Here is a 20,850-nt window from a genome sequence, read left to right on the forward strand (position 1 = left end):
TTGTTCGGCCTTTATGCGAACTAACGTAATAGCACGAACCGGATTACTTTTCTTTGATCGCTGTGCTGTCCGTAACTTCGAAGCGCAGCACGCCGATCACCTGGCCATCCTCGGTCAACACCCGCACCTGCCACTTGCCCGCCGGGTTGCCGGGGAAGTTCTGCTTGTGCGTCCAGGCCCGGTAGCCTTCCTTGCGCCCGCCGTGAATGTCGAGGGCGATGCGGTCGACCTCTTTGCCGTTGAATTGCCAGACGTGATAAATCCGCTCATCCAGCCCGCGCGGCGCGTTGATTGCGGTGTAGGCGTAGAGGCCATCGCCACGAATCTGCTCGGCGCTGACCGTGTCGAGGCTGGCGCCGGGGGTGCGGTCCTGCATTTGCGTGCTGATCGCCACGTCGGTCATCCACAGCGTCGCCGGCGGCACCCACGAGCGCAGCACCCAACCGACGCCACCGATACCGACCGTGATGCACAGGATCGCCAAGGCATTGCGCACCGTGCGGATCGGGAAGATCGACGCCAGACTCGGGAACGACAACAGCACGGAAATGCCCAGCGCCCATTTGAAGCTCTGCGCGGTGGTCAGGTGCATGATCACCGGCAACGCGGTGAGCAGGGCGGCGAACAGGGTCAGGGTGTGCAACGCAAGAAACGCCCAGCGCCGTGGCGCCAGCCATTTGTAATAGAGCGGATCGACGATGGAGATCAGTGCGGCAACGCTGAGCAGGCCGGTGAAAAACAACTGGCCGCTGTTCCAGGTGGTGGTGATGAAGAAAAACGGCAGGACGAAAAACAGGCTTTCCTGATGGATCATCTGCGTCGCGTAACGCAGCAGCGGCTGGGGAATCTCGCGTTTGAACACGCGGGTGAAGAGGCCGGTGAGGGTGTTTTCCAGCATCAGCCAGATCCAGCTGAGCAGCATGATCACGGTGATCCAGCTCGCCAGGCCCTGCTGACGATCGACCATGATGAAACTGCCGACCCCGGAGATGAACCCGCCAAGCGCAATGACCCCGGGATAGCGCTTCATCAGTTCGAGAATGCGCTGGATCAGGAGCTGTATTTTCGGCATTTGGGCGGTTCACAATTTGATAGGAAAAAACCTCGACAGAGTAGCGCCCGCCGGGCGCTGTGGCGAGGCTGCCGGTCACTTTCGGTGCATTTCAGGGCCTCAAAAGATCGCAGCCTTCGGCAGCTCCTACATTTGGAACGCAATCCCCTGTAGGAGCTGCCGCAGGCTGCGATCTTTTGATCTTCAACCCCGCTTGCGGTGCAGGCGCCAGCCGATCAGGATCAGCAACACCAGGCCCAACCCACCCGCACTCAGCCACAACACTTGGTCATCACTGATCAACGGCTTCTCGATCCGCAGATACCCCGGTTGCAACAGCAACTCGCGCATCGCCTTGTTCGCTGCTTCCAGAGTCACTCCTTGCAGCTCACGCGCCGGGTTGGCGAAGCGGCCGTCCTGGTAATCGCCGAGGGCGCTCCAATAATAATCCGCCAGCGCACTGTTACCTTGCACCGCCCACGCCTGATGGGCGATCGAGGCCTGTTTGATCCGCGCGAAAGTATCCGGATCCAGGCCGTTTTTCAGCAGATCGGCCTTGAGGTCTTCGAGTACCTGAATGGCTTCGTCGACATCATCGCGATCCAGGTCGGCGTTCAGGCTCATGAAACCGACGCCGCCAAACACTTCGCGCTCGGCCCACGGCCCGTAGGACAAACCGTGGTTGAGGCGAATCTGCCGGTACAGCGCCCAGTCCAGATAATCCTTGAGAATGTCGAAGGTCTGATCGTACTGATCATCGATCACCGGCTCTGGCACCAGCCAGTGCAGCTTGGCGCTGTCGCCGATAAAGCCCCGGGTGAGGGTGCGCTGATGGGCGGCGCGGGTGCTGATGTCCGGCAACGCACGGTGTTCGCTCGGTTCCACTGCGTCGAGCGCGCCCCAGGTGCGTTCCAGATAGGCCGGCAGCAGTTTGTCGAGTTCGCCGACGACGATCAGGGTCATGTTGTTCGGCGCGTACCAGGCCTTGCGCACCTTCTCCAGTTGCTCTTGAGTCAGGTGGCCGACTTCGGCGCGTTGCGGGCACTTCAGGCCCAGTTCGACCGCGAGTTGATTACTCGCGGTGTGGCCGAGATCCTGCCGATCAAGGAAGCGTTGCAGGCGTGTGTAATGGCCGCCGTCCTCACGCTCGACCACACGTTTGGCGGCGTTGATCGCGTTGTCGTCGATGCGCGTTTGTGTGAGCAGAGCGAGCAGCAGGTCGAGCACTTTGCGCTGGTTTTTTGCCGGCGCTTCGATGACAAACGTGGTGTCAGCGTTGCTGGTGAAGGCGTTCCAGTCACCGCCCAACGCCTGCATGCGTTCTTCCAGCCCCCCTTCACCAGTGGCGTCGATGCCGCTGAACAACAAGTGTTCGAGCAGGTGCGGCAGCTCTTTGTCATCGCAGTCGAAATCGTCGAGGCCAACGCCGACCACCAGCCGGATCGCCACATGCCCGCGCTCGGTGCCGGGTTTGAGCAGCAACTGCAAACCATTGGGCAGCGCATAGCCTTCAACCTGAAAACGATCCAGGGCGAAGGCGGGCAGGGAACCGAGCAACAGACAGGCGAACAACAGGCAACGCATAACAGGCTTCCGTACGGCTGATTTGGAGATCCGTGTCGTCAGTCAGGGGCCCATCGCTGGCAAGCCAGCTCCCACAAGGATTTGCGGCGTTCACAAAACCCTGTGGGAGCTGGCTTGCCAGCGATGGGGCCCTTGAGGCTGAACTCTGTGTTACTGACTGACCCTAGCCCCAGACGTTCAAGGCGAATGCGTAATGTCGGCAATATCATCCGCCGCCAGCGCCCCGGTATCCGCCGTTTCCAGCACCACATACGCACTGCCGCAAAACAGCGAGTTGAGCCGCTTCATGTCGGCAATCAACTCCAGGTGCAGCGAACTGGTCTCGATACTCTGCACGATCTTGCGTTGCAAACGGCTGACATGCGCATGGGCCAGACGACGTTCCTGCGCGCGAAAGCGGCGTTTCTCGCGGAGCAATTGCCGGGCACTTTCGCGGTCACCGCTGAGAAAGACCGAAAGCCCCAAACGCAGGTTAGCGATCAATTGCTGCTGCAATCCGGCGAGATCCTCCAGGCCTTCTTCGGAAAACGACCGTCGCTGGGAGGTTTTCTGCTGCTGGATCTTGCGCAGCATGCGTTCGATCAGGTCGGCGGCCAGCTTCAGGTTGATAGCCAGCTCGATGATCTCGGCCCAGCGCCGGCTGTCCTGCTCGCCGAGGTCTTCGCGGGGCATCTGCGCCAGGTAGAGCTTGATTGCGCTGTACAGCGCTTCGACGTCGTCGGTCAGTCGGCGCATTTCCTGGGTGACGGCGGTCTGCTTGCCGTGCAACACATCGAGCGAGGCGTCGAGCATGTTGTCGAGCAGATCGCCCATGCGCAGGGTTTCCCGCGCGGCGTTGGCCAGCGCCAGGCTCGGTGTGACCAGCGCGGTCGCGTCGAGATGGCGTGGTTTGGCGGTGCCGTTGACCTCCTGCCGCTCCGGTAGCAGCCACGCGCAGAGGCGCGCCATCGGCCCCACCGACGGCAGCAGAATCAGGCAGCGCGCGGTGTTGTAGAGCAAGTGGAAGCCGATGACCATTTCCTGCGGGCTGAAATCGAGGCTGTCGATCCAGTGCACCAACGGGTCGAGCACCGGGATGATCAGCAGCAGGCCAATCAGCTTGTACAACAGACTGCCCAGTGCCACTTGCCGGCCGGCGGCGTTCTGCATGCTGGTGCTCATGAACGCGAGAATGCCGCTGCCGATGTTGGCGCCAATCACCAGACCAATGGCGACCGGCAAACTGATGACCGCAGCGCCAGCCAGCGTCGCGGTGAGCAGCACAGCAGCGAGGCTGGAGTAGGAAATCATCGCGAACAACGCGCCGACCAAGGCGTCGAGGAGGATGTCGCCGGTCAGCGAGGCGAAGATCACCTTCACCCCTTGGGCGTGGGTGATCGGTGCGGCGGCCTCGACGATCAATTGCAACGCGAGAATGATCAGCCCGAGGCCAATGGACACCCGGCCCATCTGCCCGAGCCGCGTCTGTTTGCGCGACAGAAAGAAAATCACCCCGAGAAAAATCAGCAGCGGCGACAGCCACGACAGGTCGAATGTCAGTACCCGCGCCATCAGCGCGGTACCGACGTCGGCCCCAAGCATGGTCGCCAGCGCCGGAGTCAGCGCCATAAGGCCCTGACCAACGAAGGAGGTGACGAGCATGGCCGTGGCATTGCTGCTCTGCACCATCGCCGTCACGACGATGCCGGCGACAAAGGCCAGCCAGCGTCTGGACATGTTCTGGCCGATCACATGGCGCAGGTTGGTGCCATACACCCGCAGGATGCCGGTTCGGACGATGTGCGTGCCCCAGATCAGCAGGGCGACGGCGGAAAGCAGATTGAGCAGGGTGAGCATGCAGACCCCCTGTAATAGCAGCGCCCCAGAGGGGCAAGTTGACGGTACCGCGCGGTTTCTACGTTTTTGATACTTAAGCTGTAGTTGGCTAACGGTCTGGGCGCCAGCATTGCACAGCTAAAGTGCTGATTGAAACAAAAGTGTCATGAACAGCGCTTCATACACTCCCATTTAAATCAACGCCGCCCCTGTGGGAGCTGGCTTGCCAGCTCCCACAGGATCCGCGGTGCCTGAATGCTGCACAAAAAAATGTGGGAGCGAGCCTGCTCGCGAAAGCGGTGGATCAGCCAACATGGTTGTCGACTGACACTCCGTTTTCGCGAGCAGGCTCGCTCCCACAGGGGTATTGCCTGCGTCTGGATTACCCGGTTATTGGCCCGGGATGTCCTTGCGCAGTTTTACCGGATCCTGCTGCTGTCTCTTCTTGGCCATTGCACCGCGCAGCTTGATGTTGATCGCTTCCACCGCCAGCGAGAACGCCATGGCGAAGTAGACGTAACCTTTCGGCACATGCACGTCGAACGACTCGGCGATCAACACGGTACCGACCACCAGCAGGAACGACAGCGCGAGCATCTTCAACGACGGGTGCTTGTCGATGAATTCGCTGATCTTGCCCGACGCCAGCATCATCACCAGTACGGCCACGACAATCGCCGCGACCATCACCGGCACATGGGACACCATGCCCACCGCCGTGATCACCGAATCCAGCGAGAAGACAATGTCGATAATCGCGATCTGGATGATGGTGTAAAGGAAGTTGCCACCCTTGCCGCCCGGGGTTTCGTCGCTTTCGTCTTCGCCTTCCAGCGCGTGGTACATCTCTTGCGAGCTCTTCCACAGCAGGAACAGACCACCGAAGAACAGGATCAGGTCACGGCCGGAAATGCCTTGGCCGAACACCTCGAACAGGTCGGCGGTGAGGCGCATGACCCAGGTGATCGACAGCAGCAACAGGATGCGGGTGATCATGGCCAGGCCAAGACCGAAGATCCGGGTGCGCTGCTGCATGTGTTTGGGCATGCGGCTGACCAGGATCGAAATCATGATGATGTTATCGATGCCGAGGACGATTTCCAGGGCGGTCAGGGTGAAGAAGGCAACCCAGATTTCGGGGTTGGTCAGCCATTCCATGTGTATTCCTTTGAGCGATTGTTAAACCGAAAAAGGTCCGGGCTTCAAACAGCGAAGCCAGGACCCGAAACGGTGAGTCGTGGGCTTATAGAGTGCTGAACACCGGGAAAGTCCCCAACAGCAGTGCAGCAATCAGGATGCAGATACAAACCAGGATCGCCCATTTCAGGGTGAAACGCTGGTGGTCACCAAAATCGATGCCGGCCAGGGCCACCAACAGATACGTCGATGGCACCAACGGGCTCAGCAAGTGGACGGGCTGACCGACGATCGAGGCACGGGCCATTTCCACTGCGGTAATCCCATAGTGGCTGGCAGCTTCGGCCAACACCGGCAACACGCCATAGTAAAACGCATCGTTGGACATGAAGAAGGTGAACGGCATGCTCACCAGCGCCGTGATCACGGCCAGGTACGGGCCGAGGAAATCCGGAATCACCGCCAACAGGCTCTTCGACATCGCATCGACCATGCCGGTGCCCGACAGGATACCGGTGAAGATACCCGCCGCAAAGATCAGCCCGACCACTGCCAGCACGCTACCGGCGTGAGCCGCGACGCGATCCTTCTGCATCTGCAGGCAAGGGTAGTTGACGATCATGGCAATACTGAACGCCACCATGAACAGCACCGGCAACGGCAACAGGCCGGCGATCAGGGTGCACATCAGGCCGAAGGTCAGGGCGCCGTTGAACCAGATCAGTTTCGGACGGCGCGCATCCGGGAATTGCGACACGCTGATTTCGCTGTGATCGATGTCGTCGCCGACCAAGTGCAATTCACCCAGACGCGCACGTTCACGTTTACCGTAGAAATAAGCGATAACCAGGATCGCGACCACACCCGCAGCCATGGCCGGGATCATCGGCACGAAGATGTCCGACGGGTCGACATGCAGCGCACTCGCGGCACGGGCAGTCGGGCCACCCCACGGGGTCATGTTCATCACGCCACCGGCGAGAATGATCAGGCCGGCCATGATTCGCGGGCTCATGCCGATGCGGCTGTACAGCGGCAGCATGGCGGCCACGCAGATCATGTAAGTGGTCGCGCCGTCACCATCGAGGGACACCACCAGCGCCAGTACGGCGGTGCCGACCGACACCTTCAGCGGGTCACCCTTGACCAGTTTGAGGATCTTGCGCACGGCCGGGTCGAACAGGCCGGAGTCGATCATCAGGGCGAAATAGAGAATGGCGAACATCAGCATCACGCCAGTCGGCGCGAGCTTGGTGATGCCTTCGAGCATCATCGGGCCGATCTTCGGTGCAAAACCGCCGAACAGGGCGAAAACGATCGGGATGATGATCAGAGCGATCAGCGCGGACAGGCGCTTGGTCATGATCAGGAACATGAACGTGATGACCATGGCGAAGCCAAGGAAAGTCAGCATGGGAATACTCCAGGCGTAGCGCGGCTAGTTAAATGAGCGGATCGGACGGGATCAGCGCAGAACGGGAAGCACCAGACGTACGGGCGGAGTGACAGCGGAGAGGCGGGCTACAGAGGACATCAGAATCACCATTGTTGTTGTTAATTGGGCCGTTCGTGCGAGGTATCACACGCGTTGGCCAACCGGTCTGTTGCCGGAAGTGGAGGCGATCCTAATCGGGGAAGCTTTCAGCTACCTTTCGCTGCAGAAAGCTTTGAATGAACGGTCAACCGGCCGTCGGATGCGAACCAGAGTCAATGAACACGGGAAGGAGAGCTCTGAGCATGAGCCAAGTGCACGGCGGCGGTTGCCATTGCGGACACATTCATTATCAGTTCAGCGGGGCGTTGCAGGACATCGCCCATTGCCCTGGCTGCATCTGGATAAGCATCTGCCGGGTGAACCCGAAGAAAAGATCTGATCAGAAAACAGACAGATTCAGCGGTCGGATCGTGCCCATCCAGATCGCGTGTTCGGTGTGGTCGAGCAAATCATCCCCGGTGTCCGGGTGCAGAAATACCACCAGGCCTTTGCGATTGAGCGCCAGCCAAGGCAACACGTCGCCGATCAACTCTGGGCCGAAGGCCAACTGGCAACTCCAGTCCGGATGCGGCCCAACCGGGCGTTCGTGAACGCGGCCCATTTTAAGTGGAAACAATTGCGCAGCCTGCTCACACAAGGCCCGCGCCTGTTCAATGGTGCCGGCGTCGAAATAGACGTGGGCGTGGTAACCCTTGATCGTTTGCATCTGAAAGCCTCGGAAATCGGTTCGAACCCTCGGCGTCGCCCGTATGTCACACGCCATACAAGGGATAACAAAAGGGATCAGCCATGAAAAATGCCGAAACCCCGGCGGTAAAAGTGGTGCTCTATGGTGCCATGAGTAGCCTGGGCAGCGCGTTGATGGCTGAACTGCTGCGCCGTCAGCATGAAGTCATCGCCATTCTCGACGATCTGACCGCACTTGCGCCGCGTCCGGGTTTGCGTACCAAAACCGGTGATTTGTTCGACCTGGAACGGGTCAACCAGAGTGTGGCCGGCAGTTCGGCGGTCATCTGCTTACTGGATGCACCGGGACTACCGTTCAGTAGCGATCAGGTTGAACGCTCGGTCGTGCTCGGACCGGTCGAACAGGTTCTGGCCGTCGACGCACTGGTCGATGGACTGCAAGCGGCGAATGTGTCGCGGCTGTTTCTGGTGGGCGACTTTGCCGTGCTCGATGAGCCGGATGTCGATGATCGCCTGCAACGCCACGCTGCCGAAGAAATCCGTGAGGCCCTACAAAGCAGTCCGCTGCACTGGACGCTGGTGAATGCGCCGCACGGCGTGGCCGGGCTGACCATCGAACATTTCAGTCAGGTCGGCGGCAATCTGGAACCAGGTCTGGCAGAACCCCTGGAGCGCTTGAATCGCGTGGCGGTAGGGATTGCCGATGAGCTGCGGCTGAATTTGCATGTGGGACAGCATGTGAATTTCGTTGCGGCTTCAGATTCGTAAAAGATCGCAGCCTTCGGCAGCTCCTACATGAGATTGGTGTAGGAGCTGCCGAAGGCTGCGATCTTCTGATCTTCAAACCGCAATCGAAGGCAATGCCAAGCCATTGAGCGATTCAGCGCTACTCGCCTGCTCCGCCATCAACCAATCGACAAACTGTTGAATCAACGCACCCCGGCGTTTGCGCTGCGGCAACACCACGTAATAACCGAGACGCGAAAGGGTCGTTTCAGCGATGGGCCGGCACAGCAACCCCTGACTCAGCAAGTTATCCACAAGGTGCCGCCAGCCAATTGCCACGCCTTGGCCGCCAATTGCCGCTTGAATCAACAGCGTGTAATTGTCGAAGCGCAATTGCCCCGGCGCCGGCGGCGAAGTAATGCCCAACTGGCGAAACAGACCGCTCCAGTCAAACCAGTTGCTGCTGTTTTCCCCACGCAGGTGCAGCAGCGGAAACTCCAGCAACGCCTGAGCGGGCAAGGGCAGGGCGCGATCCTTGAGCAATTGCGGGCTGCACACCGGGAACACTTCTTCGCTGAACAACCAGTGGCTTTCGCCTTGCTTGAAACGCCCGTCGCCAAACAGGATCGCCACATCGATATCGGTGCGCAGCATGTTGTGGTTGCGTTCACTGGTCACGAGGCTGACGTCGACCTGCGGATTGGCTTCGTGAAAGCGGTGCAGGCGTGGCATCAGCCAATAAGCGGCGAAGGCGAAATCGGTAGCGACCTGCAGCACCTCATGTTGCTGTTGTGCACTGATTGCACTTAATCCTGCATCGATATTCTGCAAACCGAGGGTCACTTGCTCGAACATGATCGCGCCCACTTCCGTCAGTTCGATGCCCCTGTAGATCCGATCAAACAGCCGTGTGCCGAGCTGTTCCTCCAACCGCTTGATCTGCTGACTGATCGCTGGTTGCGTGGTGCCAAGCTCTACCGCCGCTGCGGTAAAGCTGCGCTGGCGGGCTGCCGCTTCGAAGGCGCGCAGCAGGTCGAGGGACAGATCTCCCAAGGCGTCATACATAAGCGGTGCTTATCCTAGTCATTGTCCGGCGCGGGCTTTACCGGATACAGCATGGACTCCATGCTGGATCGCAGCAATGTCGCATAAATATTCACTATGGAATGCCGCGATCACATGAAGCGCAAGAATATTCTTTTCATCATGGCCGATCAGATGGCCGCGCCAATGTTGCCGTTCTACGGCCCTTCGCCGATCAAACTGCCGAATCTTTCCCGTCTCGCCGCCCAAGGCGTGGTGTTCGACGCCGCTTACTGCAACAGCCCATTGTGCGCGCCGTCGCGTTTCACCCTGGTCAGCGGCCAGCTACCGAGCAAGATCGGCGCCTACGACAACGCCGCCGATTTCCCCGCCGACATTCCCACCTACGCGCACTACCTGCGCCGCCTCGGCTACCGCACCGCGCTGTCCGGCAAGATGCACTTCTGCGGCCCCGACCAGTTGCATGGCTATGAAGAACGACTGACCAGCGACATCTATCCGGCCGACTACGGCTGGGCCGTGAACTGGGATGAGCCGGATGTACGGCCGAGCTGGTATCACAACATGTCTTCGGTGCTGCAGGCCGGGCCGTGCGTACGCACCAATCAACTGGATTTCGACGAAGAGGTGGTGTTCAAGGCGCAGCAATATCTGTTCGATCACATCCGCGAGGAGGGCGACCACCCGTTCTGCCTGACCGTATCGATGACCCACCCACACGACCCGTACACCATTCCCAAGGCGTTCTGGGATTTGTACGACGATAACGATATCCCGTTGCCTACAACCCCGGATCAACACGAACTCGATCCGCACTCGCAGCGTTTGCTCAAGGTGTACGACCTGTGGGACAAGCCGCTGCCTGTGGATAAGATCCGCGATGCGCGCCGGGCGTATTTCGGTGCCTGCAGCTATATCGATGCCAACGTCGGCAAACTTCTGCAAACGCTGGAAGAAACCGGGCTGATCGATGACACCATCATCGTGTTCTCCGGCGACCATGGCGACATGCTCGGCGAAAAGGGCCTTTGGTACAAAATGCATTGGTACGAAATGGCGGCCCGCGTCCCCCTGTTGATAAGTGCCCCAGGCCAGTTCGATGCCGGGCGGATTAGCGCAGCCGTGTCCACCGCTGACCTGTTGCCAACCTTCGTTGAACTGGCCGGCGGCACCTTGGAACCAGGGCTGCCGCTGGATGGCCGTTCGCTGGTATCACACCTGCAAGGGCAGGGCGGTCATGACGAAGTGTTCGGCGAATACATGGCCGAAGGCACCATCAGCCCGCTGATGATGATCCGCCGCGGCGCCTTTAAATTTATCTACAGTGAAAGCGACCCTTGCCTGCTCTTCGACGTAGATAACGATCCGCGTGAACTGGAAGAACTCAGCCAATCGCCACAGCATCGCCAGCTTTTCGACGATTTTCTCGCCGAAGCACGGGCCAAATGGGATATTCCGGCGATTCACCGGCAAGTCCTCGCCAGCCAGCGCCGTCGCCGATTTGTCGCCGACGCGTTGACCATCGGCAAGCTGAAGAGCTGGGATCACCAGCCACTGGTGGACGCCAGTCAGCAGTACATGCGCAACCACATCGACCTCGATGATCTGGAGCGCAAAGCACGTTATCCACAACCCTGCCAAAACCAATAATGTTAAGGGGAAGTCCATGCGTAAGTTATCCACAGTAGTGACGGTTGGCCTGCTCGCGCTGAGCAGCGCCTCGGCCTTCGCCGAGCCAAGCTGCGACACGGTGAAAATGGCCGACCCGGGCTGGAGCGACATCGCCGCGACCAACGCCATCACCGGGTTTCTGCTGGACGGCATGGGCTACAAGGCCAAGGTCGACACCCTCGCGGTGCCGATCACCTTTGGCGGTTTGAAGGACGGCCAGGTGGATGTGTTTCTCGGTAACTGGATGCCGGCGCAGCAGGGCTTCTACGACAAGTTCGTCGCCACCGGCGATGTCACGCAACTGGCGAAAAACCTCGACGGCACCGAATTCACCCTCGCCGTGCCGGACTACGTGTGGGACGCGGGTGTGCATAACTTTGCCGACCTGAACAAATACGCGGACAAGTTCGAGCGCAAGATCTACGGCATCGGTTCGGGCGCGCCGGCGAATATCTCGTTGCAGGAAATCATCAAGAAGAACGACTTCGACATGGGCCAGTGGAAGCTGATCGAGTCCAGCGAACAGGCGATGCTGGCTGAAGTGTCGCGAGCGGTGAAGAAACAGAAATTCGTCACCTTCCTCGGCTGGACCCCACACCCGATGAACGTGCAGTTGAAGATGCATTACCTGAAGGGTGGCGAGAAATACTTCGGCGACACCGGCAGTGTGTTCACGCTGACCCGCAAGGGCTACGCCGAGGCCTGTCCGAACGTGGGTAAATTGCTGACCAATCTGTCGTTCACTCAGGACATGGAGAACAGCATCATGGCCGATGTGGTGAACAAAAAAGTCAGCAATGCCGAGGCGGCGAAGGCGTGGATCAAGGCGAATCCGGCGGTGTTGGACAAGTGGCTGGATGGGGTGAAGACCGTCGATGGCAAGGATGCGTTGGCGGCGGTGAAAGCGAAGCTTTGATCGTGGAGCTGTTGGAATTGTGCCCGGCTTGAGATTTTTGCCCCCTCACCCCAGCCCTCTCCCCCAGAGGGGGCGAGGGGGAGCCGATATTTGTTGGATTCAAAACTGGCATTCAACTCTGAAATTGCAGGTCGGTGAATCTTGAATAAACACCTCGGTCAGTCCCCTCTCCCTCCGGGAGAGGGCTAGGGTGAGGGGCTTTTTCCCATGACACCCTGATAACCTTGAATAAAACCCCAACCGCGAGGACCCATGGCCTTTCCCAGCCGCCACTCTCTCTTCCCCTTCCTCACCTGGCTGCCGCGACAAACCCGCGCCAGCGTCGGACGGGATCTGATCGTCGGTCTCAGCGGGGCGATTCTCGCGTTACCCCAGTCGATTGCCTATGCGTTGATCGCCGGTCTGCCACCGGAATACGGCCTCTACGCCGCAATCATTCCGGTGCTGATCGCCTGCCTGTGGGGATCCTCGTGGCATTTGATCTGCGGCCCGACGGCGGCGATTTCGATTGTGCTGTTTGCCAGTGTCAGTCCTTTAGCGGTTCCGGCCTCGCAGGACTACATCACCCTGATCCTGCTGCTGACCCTGCTTGCGGGGATATTCCAGTGGCTGCTCGGTTTGCTGCGCTTCGGCGCATTGGTGAACTTCGTTTCGCATTCGGTGGTGCTGGGGTTCACCCTCGGTGCGGCAGTGGTGATCGCCATCGGGCAGTTGCCTAATCTTTTGGGACTTGAGCTGCCGGCCAAAGCCACGGCGCTGGCCAGTTTGATGGATCTGCTGCAACACCTGCGGGCTGTGGATAAACCTTCGCTGGTATTGGGTTTGGCCACGGTGGTCGTCGGTCTGCTGCTCAAACACCTGCTGCCGCGCTGGCCGACGCTGTTGATCACGCTGGTGCTGGCCAGTTTGCTGGTGTGGTTGTGGCCGGGCATGTTCGGCCACGTGCATCGGGTCAGCGCGTTTGTCGGACGCTTGCCGCCGTTCAGCGCGTTGCCGCTGGATCTGGACTTGATCCTGCGATTGCTGCCCAGTGCCGTGGCGGTGGGCATGCTCGGGCTGGTCACCAGTCTGTCTATTGCACGCTCGATTTCGGCACGGTCGCAGCAATTGCTCGATGCCAATCAGGAAGTCCGTGCGCAGGGCTTGTCGAATATTGTCGGCGCGTTCTTTTCCGGATCGCTGTCGGCCGGATCGTTTACCCGTTCGGCCCTCAGTTACGAAGCGGGCGCGTGTTCGCCATTGGCCGGGGTGTTTTCAGCGATCTGGGTGGCGTTGTTTGCGATTTTCGGCGCGGCGCTGATTGCACACATTCCTATCCCGGCGATGGCCGGCAGCATTCTGCTGATTGCCTGGGGACTGGTGGATCATCGCGGCATTCGCTCATTGCTGCGCGTCAGCCGCGCCGAATTCGTGGTCATGGCCCTGACCTGCCTCGCGACCTTGTTGCTGGAATTGCAGACGGCGATTTATGCCGGTGTGCTGGCTTCGCTGTTCTTCTACCTCAAGCGCACCTCGCAACCGCGCGTGCAGCATTGGCGTGACGGCGAAGACGATGTGTTGCGTGTCGGCGGGTCGATCTTTTTCGGCGCCAGCCATTACCTGCAAGTACGCCTGCAGCGCATGCACGGCGCACGCGTGGTGATCGAGGCGCAGCAGATCAACTTCATCGACTATTCAGGGGTGGAGATGCTGCATCAGGAGGCGCGACGCTTGCTCAGTCAGGATCGCAGCCTGACCTTGCGCCGGGCGCGGCCGCAGGTCGTGGAGGAGTTACGCAAATTGGAAGGGCCGGAGAAATGTCCGATCCGGTTTGAGGATTGACTGGCGATCGAGGTAATCCTTGTGGGAGCGAGCCTGCTCGCGAAGACTGCGGCACATCCAACATTAATGTGTCAGACAGACCGTTTTCGCGAGCAGGCTCGCTCCCACATGGGTATTTATTGGGCCAACTGGCGGCGTAGCTCGGCCAGCACGGGCGCAGTATCCGGGCGCACGCCGCGCCACAGGTAAAATGCCTCAGCCGCCTGCTCCGCCAACATCCCCAAGCCATCCATCGCCACCGCCGCGCCATGCTCACTGGCCCAGCGGCAGAATGCGGTCGGCTCTTTGCCGTACATCATGTCGTAGCACAGGGTCTTGCCCGGCTCGATCAGGCTCGGCGCAATCGGCGGCACGTCGCCGCTCAGGCTGGCCGAGGTGGCGTTGATGATCACGTCCACCGGCTCGCGCAACCAGTCGAAACCACTGGCCGACACAGGCCCGAGGTCGCAGAACAACTCGGCCAGCAGTTCAGCCTTGTCCACCGTGCGATTGGCGATGATCACCGAGGCCGGTTTCTCCGCCAGCAACGGCTCCAGCGCACCGCGCACCGCGCCACCGGCGCCGAGCAGCAGAATGCGTTTGCCGGTCAGGCTGAACCCGGCGTTCACCGTCAGATCACGCACCAGCCCGGCGCCGTCGGTGTTGTCACCGAGCAGTGAGCCATCGGCCAGTTTGCTCAAGGTGTTGACCGCACCGGCACGCTGCGCGCGCGCGGTCAGGCTGTTGGCCAGGCGATAGGCATCCTCCTTGAACGGCACAGTGACGTTGGCGCCGCGCCCTTCCCGGAAAAACGCCGTGGCGCAGCCGGCGAAATCATCGAGCGGGGCCAGCAGCGTGCTGTAGTCGAGGTGCTGGCCAGTCTGTTCGGCGAACAGCTTGTGAATCATCGGCGATTTGCTGTGGCCGATCGGGTTACCGAAAACGACGTAACGATCCATCAGATGTCCTCAGGCTTCTGCCAGCCAGTCGCGGTCTTGCAGAAAGTACTCAGTCAGGCGCGCCTCTTCGCTGCCTGGCGCAGCCTTCCAGTCATAGCCCCAACGCACTTGCGGCGGCAGCGACATCAGGATCGACTCGGTACGCCCGCCCGATTGCAGACCGAACAAGGTGCCACGGTCGTAGACCAGGTTGAATTCGACGTAACGGCCACGGCGGAATTCCTGGAACTCACGCTGCTGAGCCGTGAAGGCATCGTGTTTGCGGCGCTGCACGATCGGCAGATAGGCGTCGATGTACGCGTCACCGATGGCACGCATGAAAGCGAAACTGGTGTCGAAGTCCCACTCGTTCAGGTCATCGAAGAACAGACCGCCGATGCCGCGCGGTTCGTGGCGATGCTTGATGTGGAAGTAGGTGTCGCACCAGGCTTTGTAACGCGGGTAGACGTCCGCACCGAACGGTGCGCAAGCCTGTTCGGCGACGCGGTGCCAGTGGATGCAGTCTTCTTCGTTGCCGTAATACGGGGTCAGGTCGAAGCCGCCGCCGAACCACCAGACCGGCTCTTCGCCTTCTTTCTCGGCGATGAAAAAGCGCACATTGGCGTGGGACGTTGGCACGTGCGGGTTGTGCGGATGGATCACCAGCGACACGCCAAGGGCTTCGAAACCACGGCCGGCCAATTCCGGGCGATGGGCGCTGGCCGACGGTGGCAGACCGCTGCCGAAGACGTGGGAGAAGTTGACGCCACCCTTTTCGATCAGCGTGCCGTTCTCGATCACGCGGGTGCGACCGCCACCGCCAGCAGGCCGGGTCCAGGCGTCTTCAACGAAGCGCGTGCCGCCGTCTTCGGTTTCGAGCGCCGCGCAGATGCGGTCTTGCAGGTCGAGCAGATAGGCCTTTACGGCGTCGGTGCGGGTCGTCATGGCTTCACCTTGAATCGGGCGGCGCCCCGGCAGACGGGCGACGCAAATGGGCGCGTAGCATACCACCGCACAACAACCCGCCGCAGTTGACGAAGATCAAGCATGGGAGTTGGATAGGGGGCTTACAAAAGACCCAAGGAGAGCAGGCAGATGGCAAAGCGTATCCAGTTCCGCGCCCACGGCGGCCCCGAAGTGCTCGAATATGTTGACTACCAACCCGCCGCGCCCGGCCCCAATCAAGTGCGCGTGGCCAACAAGGCGATCGGCCTGAACTTCATCGACACCTATTACCGCAGCGGCCTGTACGCGCCGCCCGCCTTGCCGTCCGGTCTGGGAGCGGAAGGCGCGGGCATCGTCGATGCCGTAGGCAGCGACGTCACCCGGTTCAAGGTCGGTGATCGAGTGGCGTATGGCAGCGGCCCGTTGGGTGCCTACAGCGAATTGCATGTTTTGCCCCAAGACAATCTGGTGCACCTGCCCGACGAAATCAGTTTCGAAACCGCTGCCGGGGTCATGCTCAAAGGCCTGACTGTGCAATATCTGCTGCGCCAGACCTACGAGCTCAAGGGTGGCGAAACCATCCTGTTCCACGCGGCGGCCGGCGGTGTCGGTTCGCTTGCCTGCCAATGGGCCAAAGCCTTGGGCGTGAAGCTGATCGGCACCGTCAGCTCCAGCGAGAAAGCCGAACTGGCCAAGGCCAATGGCGCTTGGGCAACCATCGATTACAGCCATGAAAACGTTGCGCAACGCGTGCTCGAATTGACTGACGGCAAGAAAGTCCCGGTGGTCTATGACGGCGTCGGCAAGGACACCTGGCTGACCTCTCTCGACAGCGTGTCGCCACGCGGCCTGGTCGTGAGCTTCGGTAATGCTTCCGGCGCGGTGGACGGGGTGAACCTGGGCATTCTTGCCGCCAAGGGCTCGCTGTACGTGACCCGGCCGACACTGGCCACCTACGCCAACAATGCCGAGAACCTGCAGCGAATGGCCGATGAGCTGTTCGAGATGATCATCAGCGGCAAGTTGAAGGTGGATGTCAGCCAGCGTTATCCATTGGCTGATGCGGCGAAGGCACAAACCGAACTGTCCGCTCGACGCACCACTGGTTCCACCGTCCTGCTGCCTTGATACCTCCCGGCATCTTGCCAGTCAGGGTTTCACCACCCTGGCTGGCAGGACGGTTCGAGCGTGTTCAAAACCTTGGTGGATGATTCGCCAACGGTTTTTGCGCCCAATGACCGACAGCCGTGGGATCAGGCTGTTGAACCGCTGCGAGGACTTGCCGCCACTCGGCTGATAACACCCAGTAATCACCACGTGCGCGCTGTTCTATAGGCAAGGGGTTGGAGGCGACCGGCATCAGACCGAAACGCTGGTACAGGCGCAACTGCGAGGCCCTGCACAACGCAGTGACACCTTGATAGCCCTGTTTTATAGCCCACTCGGCAGCGGCCGCCAGCAGACTGTTGACGGCAATGGGTTGTTGGCTGGGTGCAAGCGAGATCAAGCGACTGAATTCGACATGGCGTGACAACGCCACCGTGGGCGAAACATGTTGCTGCGCCAGCGATGCCCACTCGAACGGCGCCGGAGTGGCCCTCAATACCGCCTGCAGTTGCTCGTGCCGATACAGCAGAAAGTGGGTACTGCGCGACCGTGTCGCCAGCCGGGTTTCGAGCATCCGCGCCCTGGATGTCAGCATGTAATGCTGCAGCCGAAGCCGAAATTGCCGTTCGATAAACCGATCGAACACCTGGGTATCCGACCCCGCTTCAAGCATCACGATACGACATCCTTCCTGGTGACTGTTTAACGTCACCTGGAGCGCCTGCAGGTAATCCGTGAGTTGCAAATCCGTAGTGTCCATTCTTTCTCCGCAGACCTTAACTTATCGAAGTGTTTCGAGTGCAGGGAAAGGATGGTTGTTTTTGGCGATACCGCCACGAAACGCGGTCTGATAATCAGGTGGGAAAATTCAGTTAATTCAGCCAGTTGAGGATTCTTCCGACGCAACAAACAGCGTCACTGCAGGATAAATCGCAGGCACGTGTAGTACTCCTCGCCGTCAAGGCGAGGAGTACTCTCGTTACAAATGTTCGAGGCTGGATCAGTCGGGACGAATGACTTTGCCGGTCGCCAGATCGCGGATCACGCTGGGGTTCTTGCGCCCACCCAGTTGCCCGCCCAGTATCAGATCGATCTGCCCACGGAAATACTGCTCGACACGCAATCGGGTGCGCGCCGCCGGGCGTCCCTGCGGGTTCGCAGAGGTCGAAATCAATGGCCCGACCATCGAGCACAGATCGCGCACTTGCGGATGATCACTGACCCGCAGCGCCACGGTGTCATGCACCCCGGTCACCCATTCCGGCAACAGATTCTGGTGCGGCACCAGCCAGGTATTTGGCCCCGGCCAGGTGCTGGCCATGCGGTCGATCCATTCTTGCGGGAAGTCTTCGAACAGGAAGTCGAACTGGCGAATGTTGTCGGCAACCAGAATAAGGCCTTTGACCACCGAACGATTCTTGATCGCCAGCAACCGATCCACAGCCTCTTCGTTCCACGGGTCGCAACCCAGCCCCCAGACGGCTTCGGTTGGATAGGCAATCACCGCCCCGGCGCGAATCTCTCGTGCGGCTTGTTGCACACGCCAACTGTTAACCATGAAAAAACTCTCCGCAAACAGGTTTCGCGCAGTTTACCGATCTTCCTTGTAAAACCTAGCGTGTCCTGGCCAACCAGCGACCGTTTTCGCACACCGCACGGCCATCCATTTCCAGTTCGGTGAGTGCCGCCAGCACTTTGGGCAACGCCCAGCCGCTGCTGTCGGCCAAGCCTTCGCTGGTGTGCGGGGCGGCGTGGAGCAGGCTGAGCAACGGGTGATCAACGTTCGCCGTGTCAGTGGATAGCGGCAGATGCTGCCAGCCGCGCAGGGCTTCAAGGATGTGCTCGATGGTTTCCACCAGCACCGCGCCATCGCGAATCAATTGATGGCAACCGCGCGCCCCGGGGTGATGAATCGAACCGGGAATGGCATAAACCTCACGCCCCTGTTCGGCCGCCAGCCGCGCGGTGATCAGTGAACCACTGGCCACGCTGGCCTCAACCACCAACACACCGAGGGACAAACCGCTGATAATGCGGTTACGCCGAGGGAAGTTGCTCGCCGTCGGCCCGGCATCCAGCGGAAACTCCGAAAGCACTGCGCTGCCGGACGCAATCATCGCTTCAGCCAGGTGCCGATTGCGCTGTGGATAAAAATTTTCCAGGCCCGTGCCGAGCACACCCACCGTCAACCCGCCAACATCCAGCGCAGCCTGATGCGCAGCGGCATCAATGCCCAGCGCCAGACCGCTGGTGATGACAAAACCGGCCCCGGCAAGACTGCGGGAAAACGCCGCCGCCGTGTCCATGCCCGGACGCGAAGCGCGACGGCTGCCAACCATCGCCAGTTGCGGTTTTTCCAGAATCTGCGGGTCTCCGGCAACGAACAACAGGGGTGGCGGGTCGGGAATCTGCGCCAGCAGCGCCGGGTAATCCGCCTGGTCCCACATCAACAAATGATGCCCCGGCCGCTCTAGCCAGCGCATTGCGTGGCTAGCGCCATCGCGAACCGTGGGACAGCGCCGCGCTTCAGCACTTGCCACGGGCAAACCCAGCGAGCGCCAGGCACTGGCCGGTGCGCTGATGGCTTTGGAAGCCGAGCCGAAGGCTTCGAGCAATTTGGCAAAACGCTTCGGACCGACATCCGGCAAGCGATGCAGGCGCAAACGCGCTTCCAGTTCCGCCGGGGAAACCGGCGTACAGACAGGCAACATCATGGATCTTCCTTGATCGTTATAAGCCCCGAACCATTCGGAACAAGCTGTGGATAACTCTGTTGGTAACTTGTGAAGCAAGCTTACGGATTGCGAACCTTGTCGAGCACCGCCAGCGAGCGCGATGCGTTGAGGACGAGGCCGTAGCTGAGTTTGTCGTAAGTGCGGAACACCATCAGTAAACCGGCGCGTTCATCGGGAATTTTCAGCGGCTGGCCGGTGATGCGGTCACGCACGGTTTCACCGGTTTTCATCACCGCCAGTACGTTGCCCTCGGCCAGACCATCGCGCTTGCCTTTGTTCAGGGTGACCACGTCCATCACGCCGATCTGGGTGACACCGCGCGGGACATCGATGATCACACCGTTGATGCTGGTGGTTGGCGCGCTGGGCATGAAGGTCGAATTGATCGAGCGCTCCTCGCCACTGAACAAGCGGTCGCCGAGGCGTACTTCCTGAGTGGTGCGTTGCAGGGCGAGGGTGGCAACGTCGCCTTCAGTGGCGACGATTTCGCCGCCGCCGATGTCATCGGCGTTGATCCCGAGGAACTCCTTGGTCTGCGGATCGGTGTAGACCTTGCCCTGACGGAAGATGCCGTAGACGGGTTGATCCGGGTCGAAATGGCCGCGCGCGAAGATCCGGTCGCCAGTGCCGCTGAGCACGCGTTCGGCGTCACCCGCGACGATGTACGGCGCCTTGTCGAAATCCTCGACCTTGTCGACGATGCGGTTGCTCAGCAGGAAACTGTTGATCGATTTCAATGGAATGCTCGGAATCGCCTCGGCCACCGGGCTGGTGCGAATACGTGGCGAGAGCTTGATGGTGCCGCGCGACTCGCCGCGATTGAGCGTCAGTTGCGGCTGGCCGTTGACGTAGCTGAGGGTCAGCGTGTCGCCGGGATAGATCAGATTGGGGTTTTCAATCTGCGGATTGGCCCGCCACAGTTGTGGCCACTCCCAGGGCTCGCGCAGGTATTTGCCGGAAATATCCCAGAGGGTGTCCCCCGAAACCACCGTGTATTGCTGTGGAAAACCATCCCTGAGTTGCACTTGCCCTTGCGCCACGCCGGCCGAAGCCAACAGCAGCAGGGCGAGTAGTGTTTTCCTCATGCAGTGAATCCCTTTATCATGTGCGTTCGCGTGAACCGTCAGAGCCCCCGTGGCTCGCTTGTGCAAAATGCACAAGCTACGCTTCACAACGGTAGCCTGCATCTTCGGACCTGC

18 protein-coding genes are annotated in these 20,850 nt (G+C 60.2%); 5 read left to right on the top strand and 13 right to left on the bottom strand.

Annotated features, from left to right (window positions below; genetic code table 11):
- Positions 1-43: 43 nt before the first annotated feature.
- The 6 genes from QZR14_RS02395 to QZR14_RS02425 all read right to left on the bottom strand — a co-directional run bounded on the left by QZR14_RS02395 (position 44) and on the right by QZR14_RS02425 (position 7,788).
- Positions 44-1,072 (bottom strand): DUF5924 family protein, encoded by a 1,029-nt coding sequence (locus QZR14_RS02395; protein WP_311995807.1) that lies wholly within the window; start codon positions 1,070-1,072, stop codon positions 44-46.
- A 183-nt stretch (positions 1,073-1,255) separates the two neighbouring features.
- On the bottom strand, positions 1,256-2,635 hold the full coding sequence (locus QZR14_RS02400; protein ID WP_311995808.1) for a M16 family metallopeptidase: 1,380 nt from the start codon (positions 2,633-2,635) through the stop codon (positions 1,256-1,258).
- A gap of 177 nt (positions 2,636-2,812) precedes the next feature.
- The gene (locus tag QZR14_RS02405; RefSeq protein WP_311995809.1) at positions 2,813-4,471 is read right to left on the bottom strand and encodes a Na/Pi cotransporter family protein; all 1,659 of its coding nucleotides are present in this window, start codon (positions 4,469-4,471) and stop codon (positions 2,813-2,815) included.
- 369 nt (positions 4,472-4,840) lie between these two features.
- The gene (locus QZR14_RS02410; protein ID WP_007911817.1) at positions 4,841-5,608 is read right to left on the bottom strand and encodes a TerC family protein; all 768 of its coding nucleotides are present in this window, start codon (positions 5,606-5,608) and stop codon (positions 4,841-4,843) included.
- Between the two features lie 85 nt (positions 5,609-5,693).
- Positions 5,694-7,001, bottom strand: a complete 1,308-nt coding sequence (locus QZR14_RS02415) for a CitMHS family transporter (RefSeq protein ID WP_007911819.1) — start codon at positions 6,999-7,001, stop codon at positions 5,694-5,696.
- A 460-nt stretch (positions 7,002-7,461) separates the two neighbouring features.
- Complete coding sequence (locus QZR14_RS02425; protein WP_311995810.1) at positions 7,462-7,788, bottom strand: DOPA 4,5-dioxygenase family protein; 327 nt, start codon at positions 7,786-7,788, stop codon at positions 7,462-7,464.
- Between the two features lie 83 nt (positions 7,789-7,871).
- Here QZR14_RS02425 and QZR14_RS02430 point away from each other — a divergent pair, with 83 nt between their 5' ends.
- Complete coding sequence (locus tag QZR14_RS02430; RefSeq protein WP_250605539.1) at positions 7,872-8,537, top strand: NAD(P)-dependent oxidoreductase; 666 nt, start codon at positions 7,872-7,874, stop codon at positions 8,535-8,537.
- Positions 8,538-8,609: 72 nt separating this feature from the next.
- On the opposite strand, the gene QZR14_RS02435 is transcribed toward QZR14_RS02430, so the two are convergent.
- Positions 8,610-9,560 carry a choline sulfate utilization transcriptional regulator gene (locus tag QZR14_RS02435; protein WP_311995811.1) on the bottom strand — a complete coding sequence of 317 codons (951 nt, stop codon included), beginning with the start codon at positions 9,558-9,560 and terminating at the stop codon, positions 8,610-8,612.
- 114 nt (positions 9,561-9,674) lie between these two features.
- Between QZR14_RS02435 and betC the strand changes: the two genes are divergently transcribed.
- From betC to QZR14_RS02450, 3 genes are all read left to right on the top strand, one after another.
- A complete protein-coding gene (gene betC, locus QZR14_RS02440; protein ID WP_311995812.1) occupies positions 9,675-11,189 on the top strand; it encodes a choline-sulfatase in 1,515 nt (504 codons plus the stop codon).
- A 16-nt stretch (positions 11,190-11,205) separates the two neighbouring features.
- Positions 11,206-12,126, top strand: coding sequence for a choline ABC transporter substrate-binding protein (gene choX / locus QZR14_RS02445; protein WP_311995813.1), 921 nt, complete (start codon positions 11,206-11,208; stop codon positions 12,124-12,126).
- Between the two features lie 252 nt (positions 12,127-12,378).
- Entirely contained in the window at positions 12,379-13,947 is a 1,569-nt protein-coding gene (locus QZR14_RS02450; RefSeq protein WP_250605542.1) for a SulP family inorganic anion transporter, read from the top strand.
- A gap of 116 nt (positions 13,948-14,063) precedes the next feature.
- Here QZR14_RS02450 and aroE read toward each other — a convergent pair whose 3' ends face one another.
- Positions 14,064-14,885, bottom strand: coding sequence for a shikimate dehydrogenase (aroE, locus tag QZR14_RS02455; RefSeq protein WP_311995814.1), 822 nt, complete (start codon positions 14,883-14,885; stop codon positions 14,064-14,066).
- Between the two features lie 9 nt (positions 14,886-14,894).
- The gene (gene hemF, locus QZR14_RS02460; RefSeq protein WP_250605544.1) at positions 14,895-15,809 is read right to left on the bottom strand and encodes an oxygen-dependent coproporphyrinogen oxidase; all 915 of its coding nucleotides are present in this window, start codon (positions 15,807-15,809) and stop codon (positions 14,895-14,897) included.
- Between the two features lie 150 nt (positions 15,810-15,959).
- On the opposite strand from hemF, the gene QZR14_RS02465 reads away from it, so the two are divergent.
- Positions 15,960-16,937, top strand: a complete 978-nt coding sequence (locus QZR14_RS02465) for an NADPH:quinone reductase (protein ID WP_250605545.1) — start codon at positions 15,960-15,962, stop codon at positions 16,935-16,937.
- A gap of 64 nt (positions 16,938-17,001) precedes the next feature.
- On the opposite strand, the gene QZR14_RS02470 is transcribed toward QZR14_RS02465, so the two are convergent.
- The 4 genes from QZR14_RS02470 to QZR14_RS02485 all read right to left on the bottom strand — a co-directional run bounded on the left by QZR14_RS02470 (position 17,002) and on the right by QZR14_RS02485 (position 20,736).
- Entirely contained in the window at positions 17,002-17,676 is a 675-nt protein-coding gene (locus QZR14_RS02470; protein WP_311995815.1) for a hypothetical protein, read from the bottom strand.
- A 240-nt stretch (positions 17,677-17,916) separates the two neighbouring features.
- Entirely contained in the window at positions 17,917-18,474 is a 558-nt protein-coding gene (locus QZR14_RS02475) for an L-threonylcarbamoyladenylate synthase (RefSeq protein WP_250605547.1), read from the bottom strand.
- 55 nt (positions 18,475-18,529) lie between these two features.
- Positions 18,530-19,630, bottom strand: coding sequence for a DNA-processing protein DprA (gene dprA, locus QZR14_RS02480; RefSeq protein ID WP_250605548.1), 1,101 nt, complete (start codon positions 19,628-19,630; stop codon positions 18,530-18,532).
- 80 nt (positions 19,631-19,710) lie between these two features.
- Positions 19,711-20,736 (bottom strand): LysM peptidoglycan-binding domain-containing protein, encoded by a 1,026-nt coding sequence (locus QZR14_RS02485; RefSeq protein WP_311995816.1) that lies wholly within the window; start codon positions 20,734-20,736, stop codon positions 19,711-19,713.
- Positions 20,737-20,850 lie beyond the last annotated feature (114 nt).

The sequence above is a fragment of the Pseudomonas sp. rhizo66 genome, from assembly GCF_031931925.1.
Classification (GTDB): domain Bacteria; phylum Pseudomonadota; class Gammaproteobacteria; order Pseudomonadales; family Pseudomonadaceae; genus Aquipseudomonas.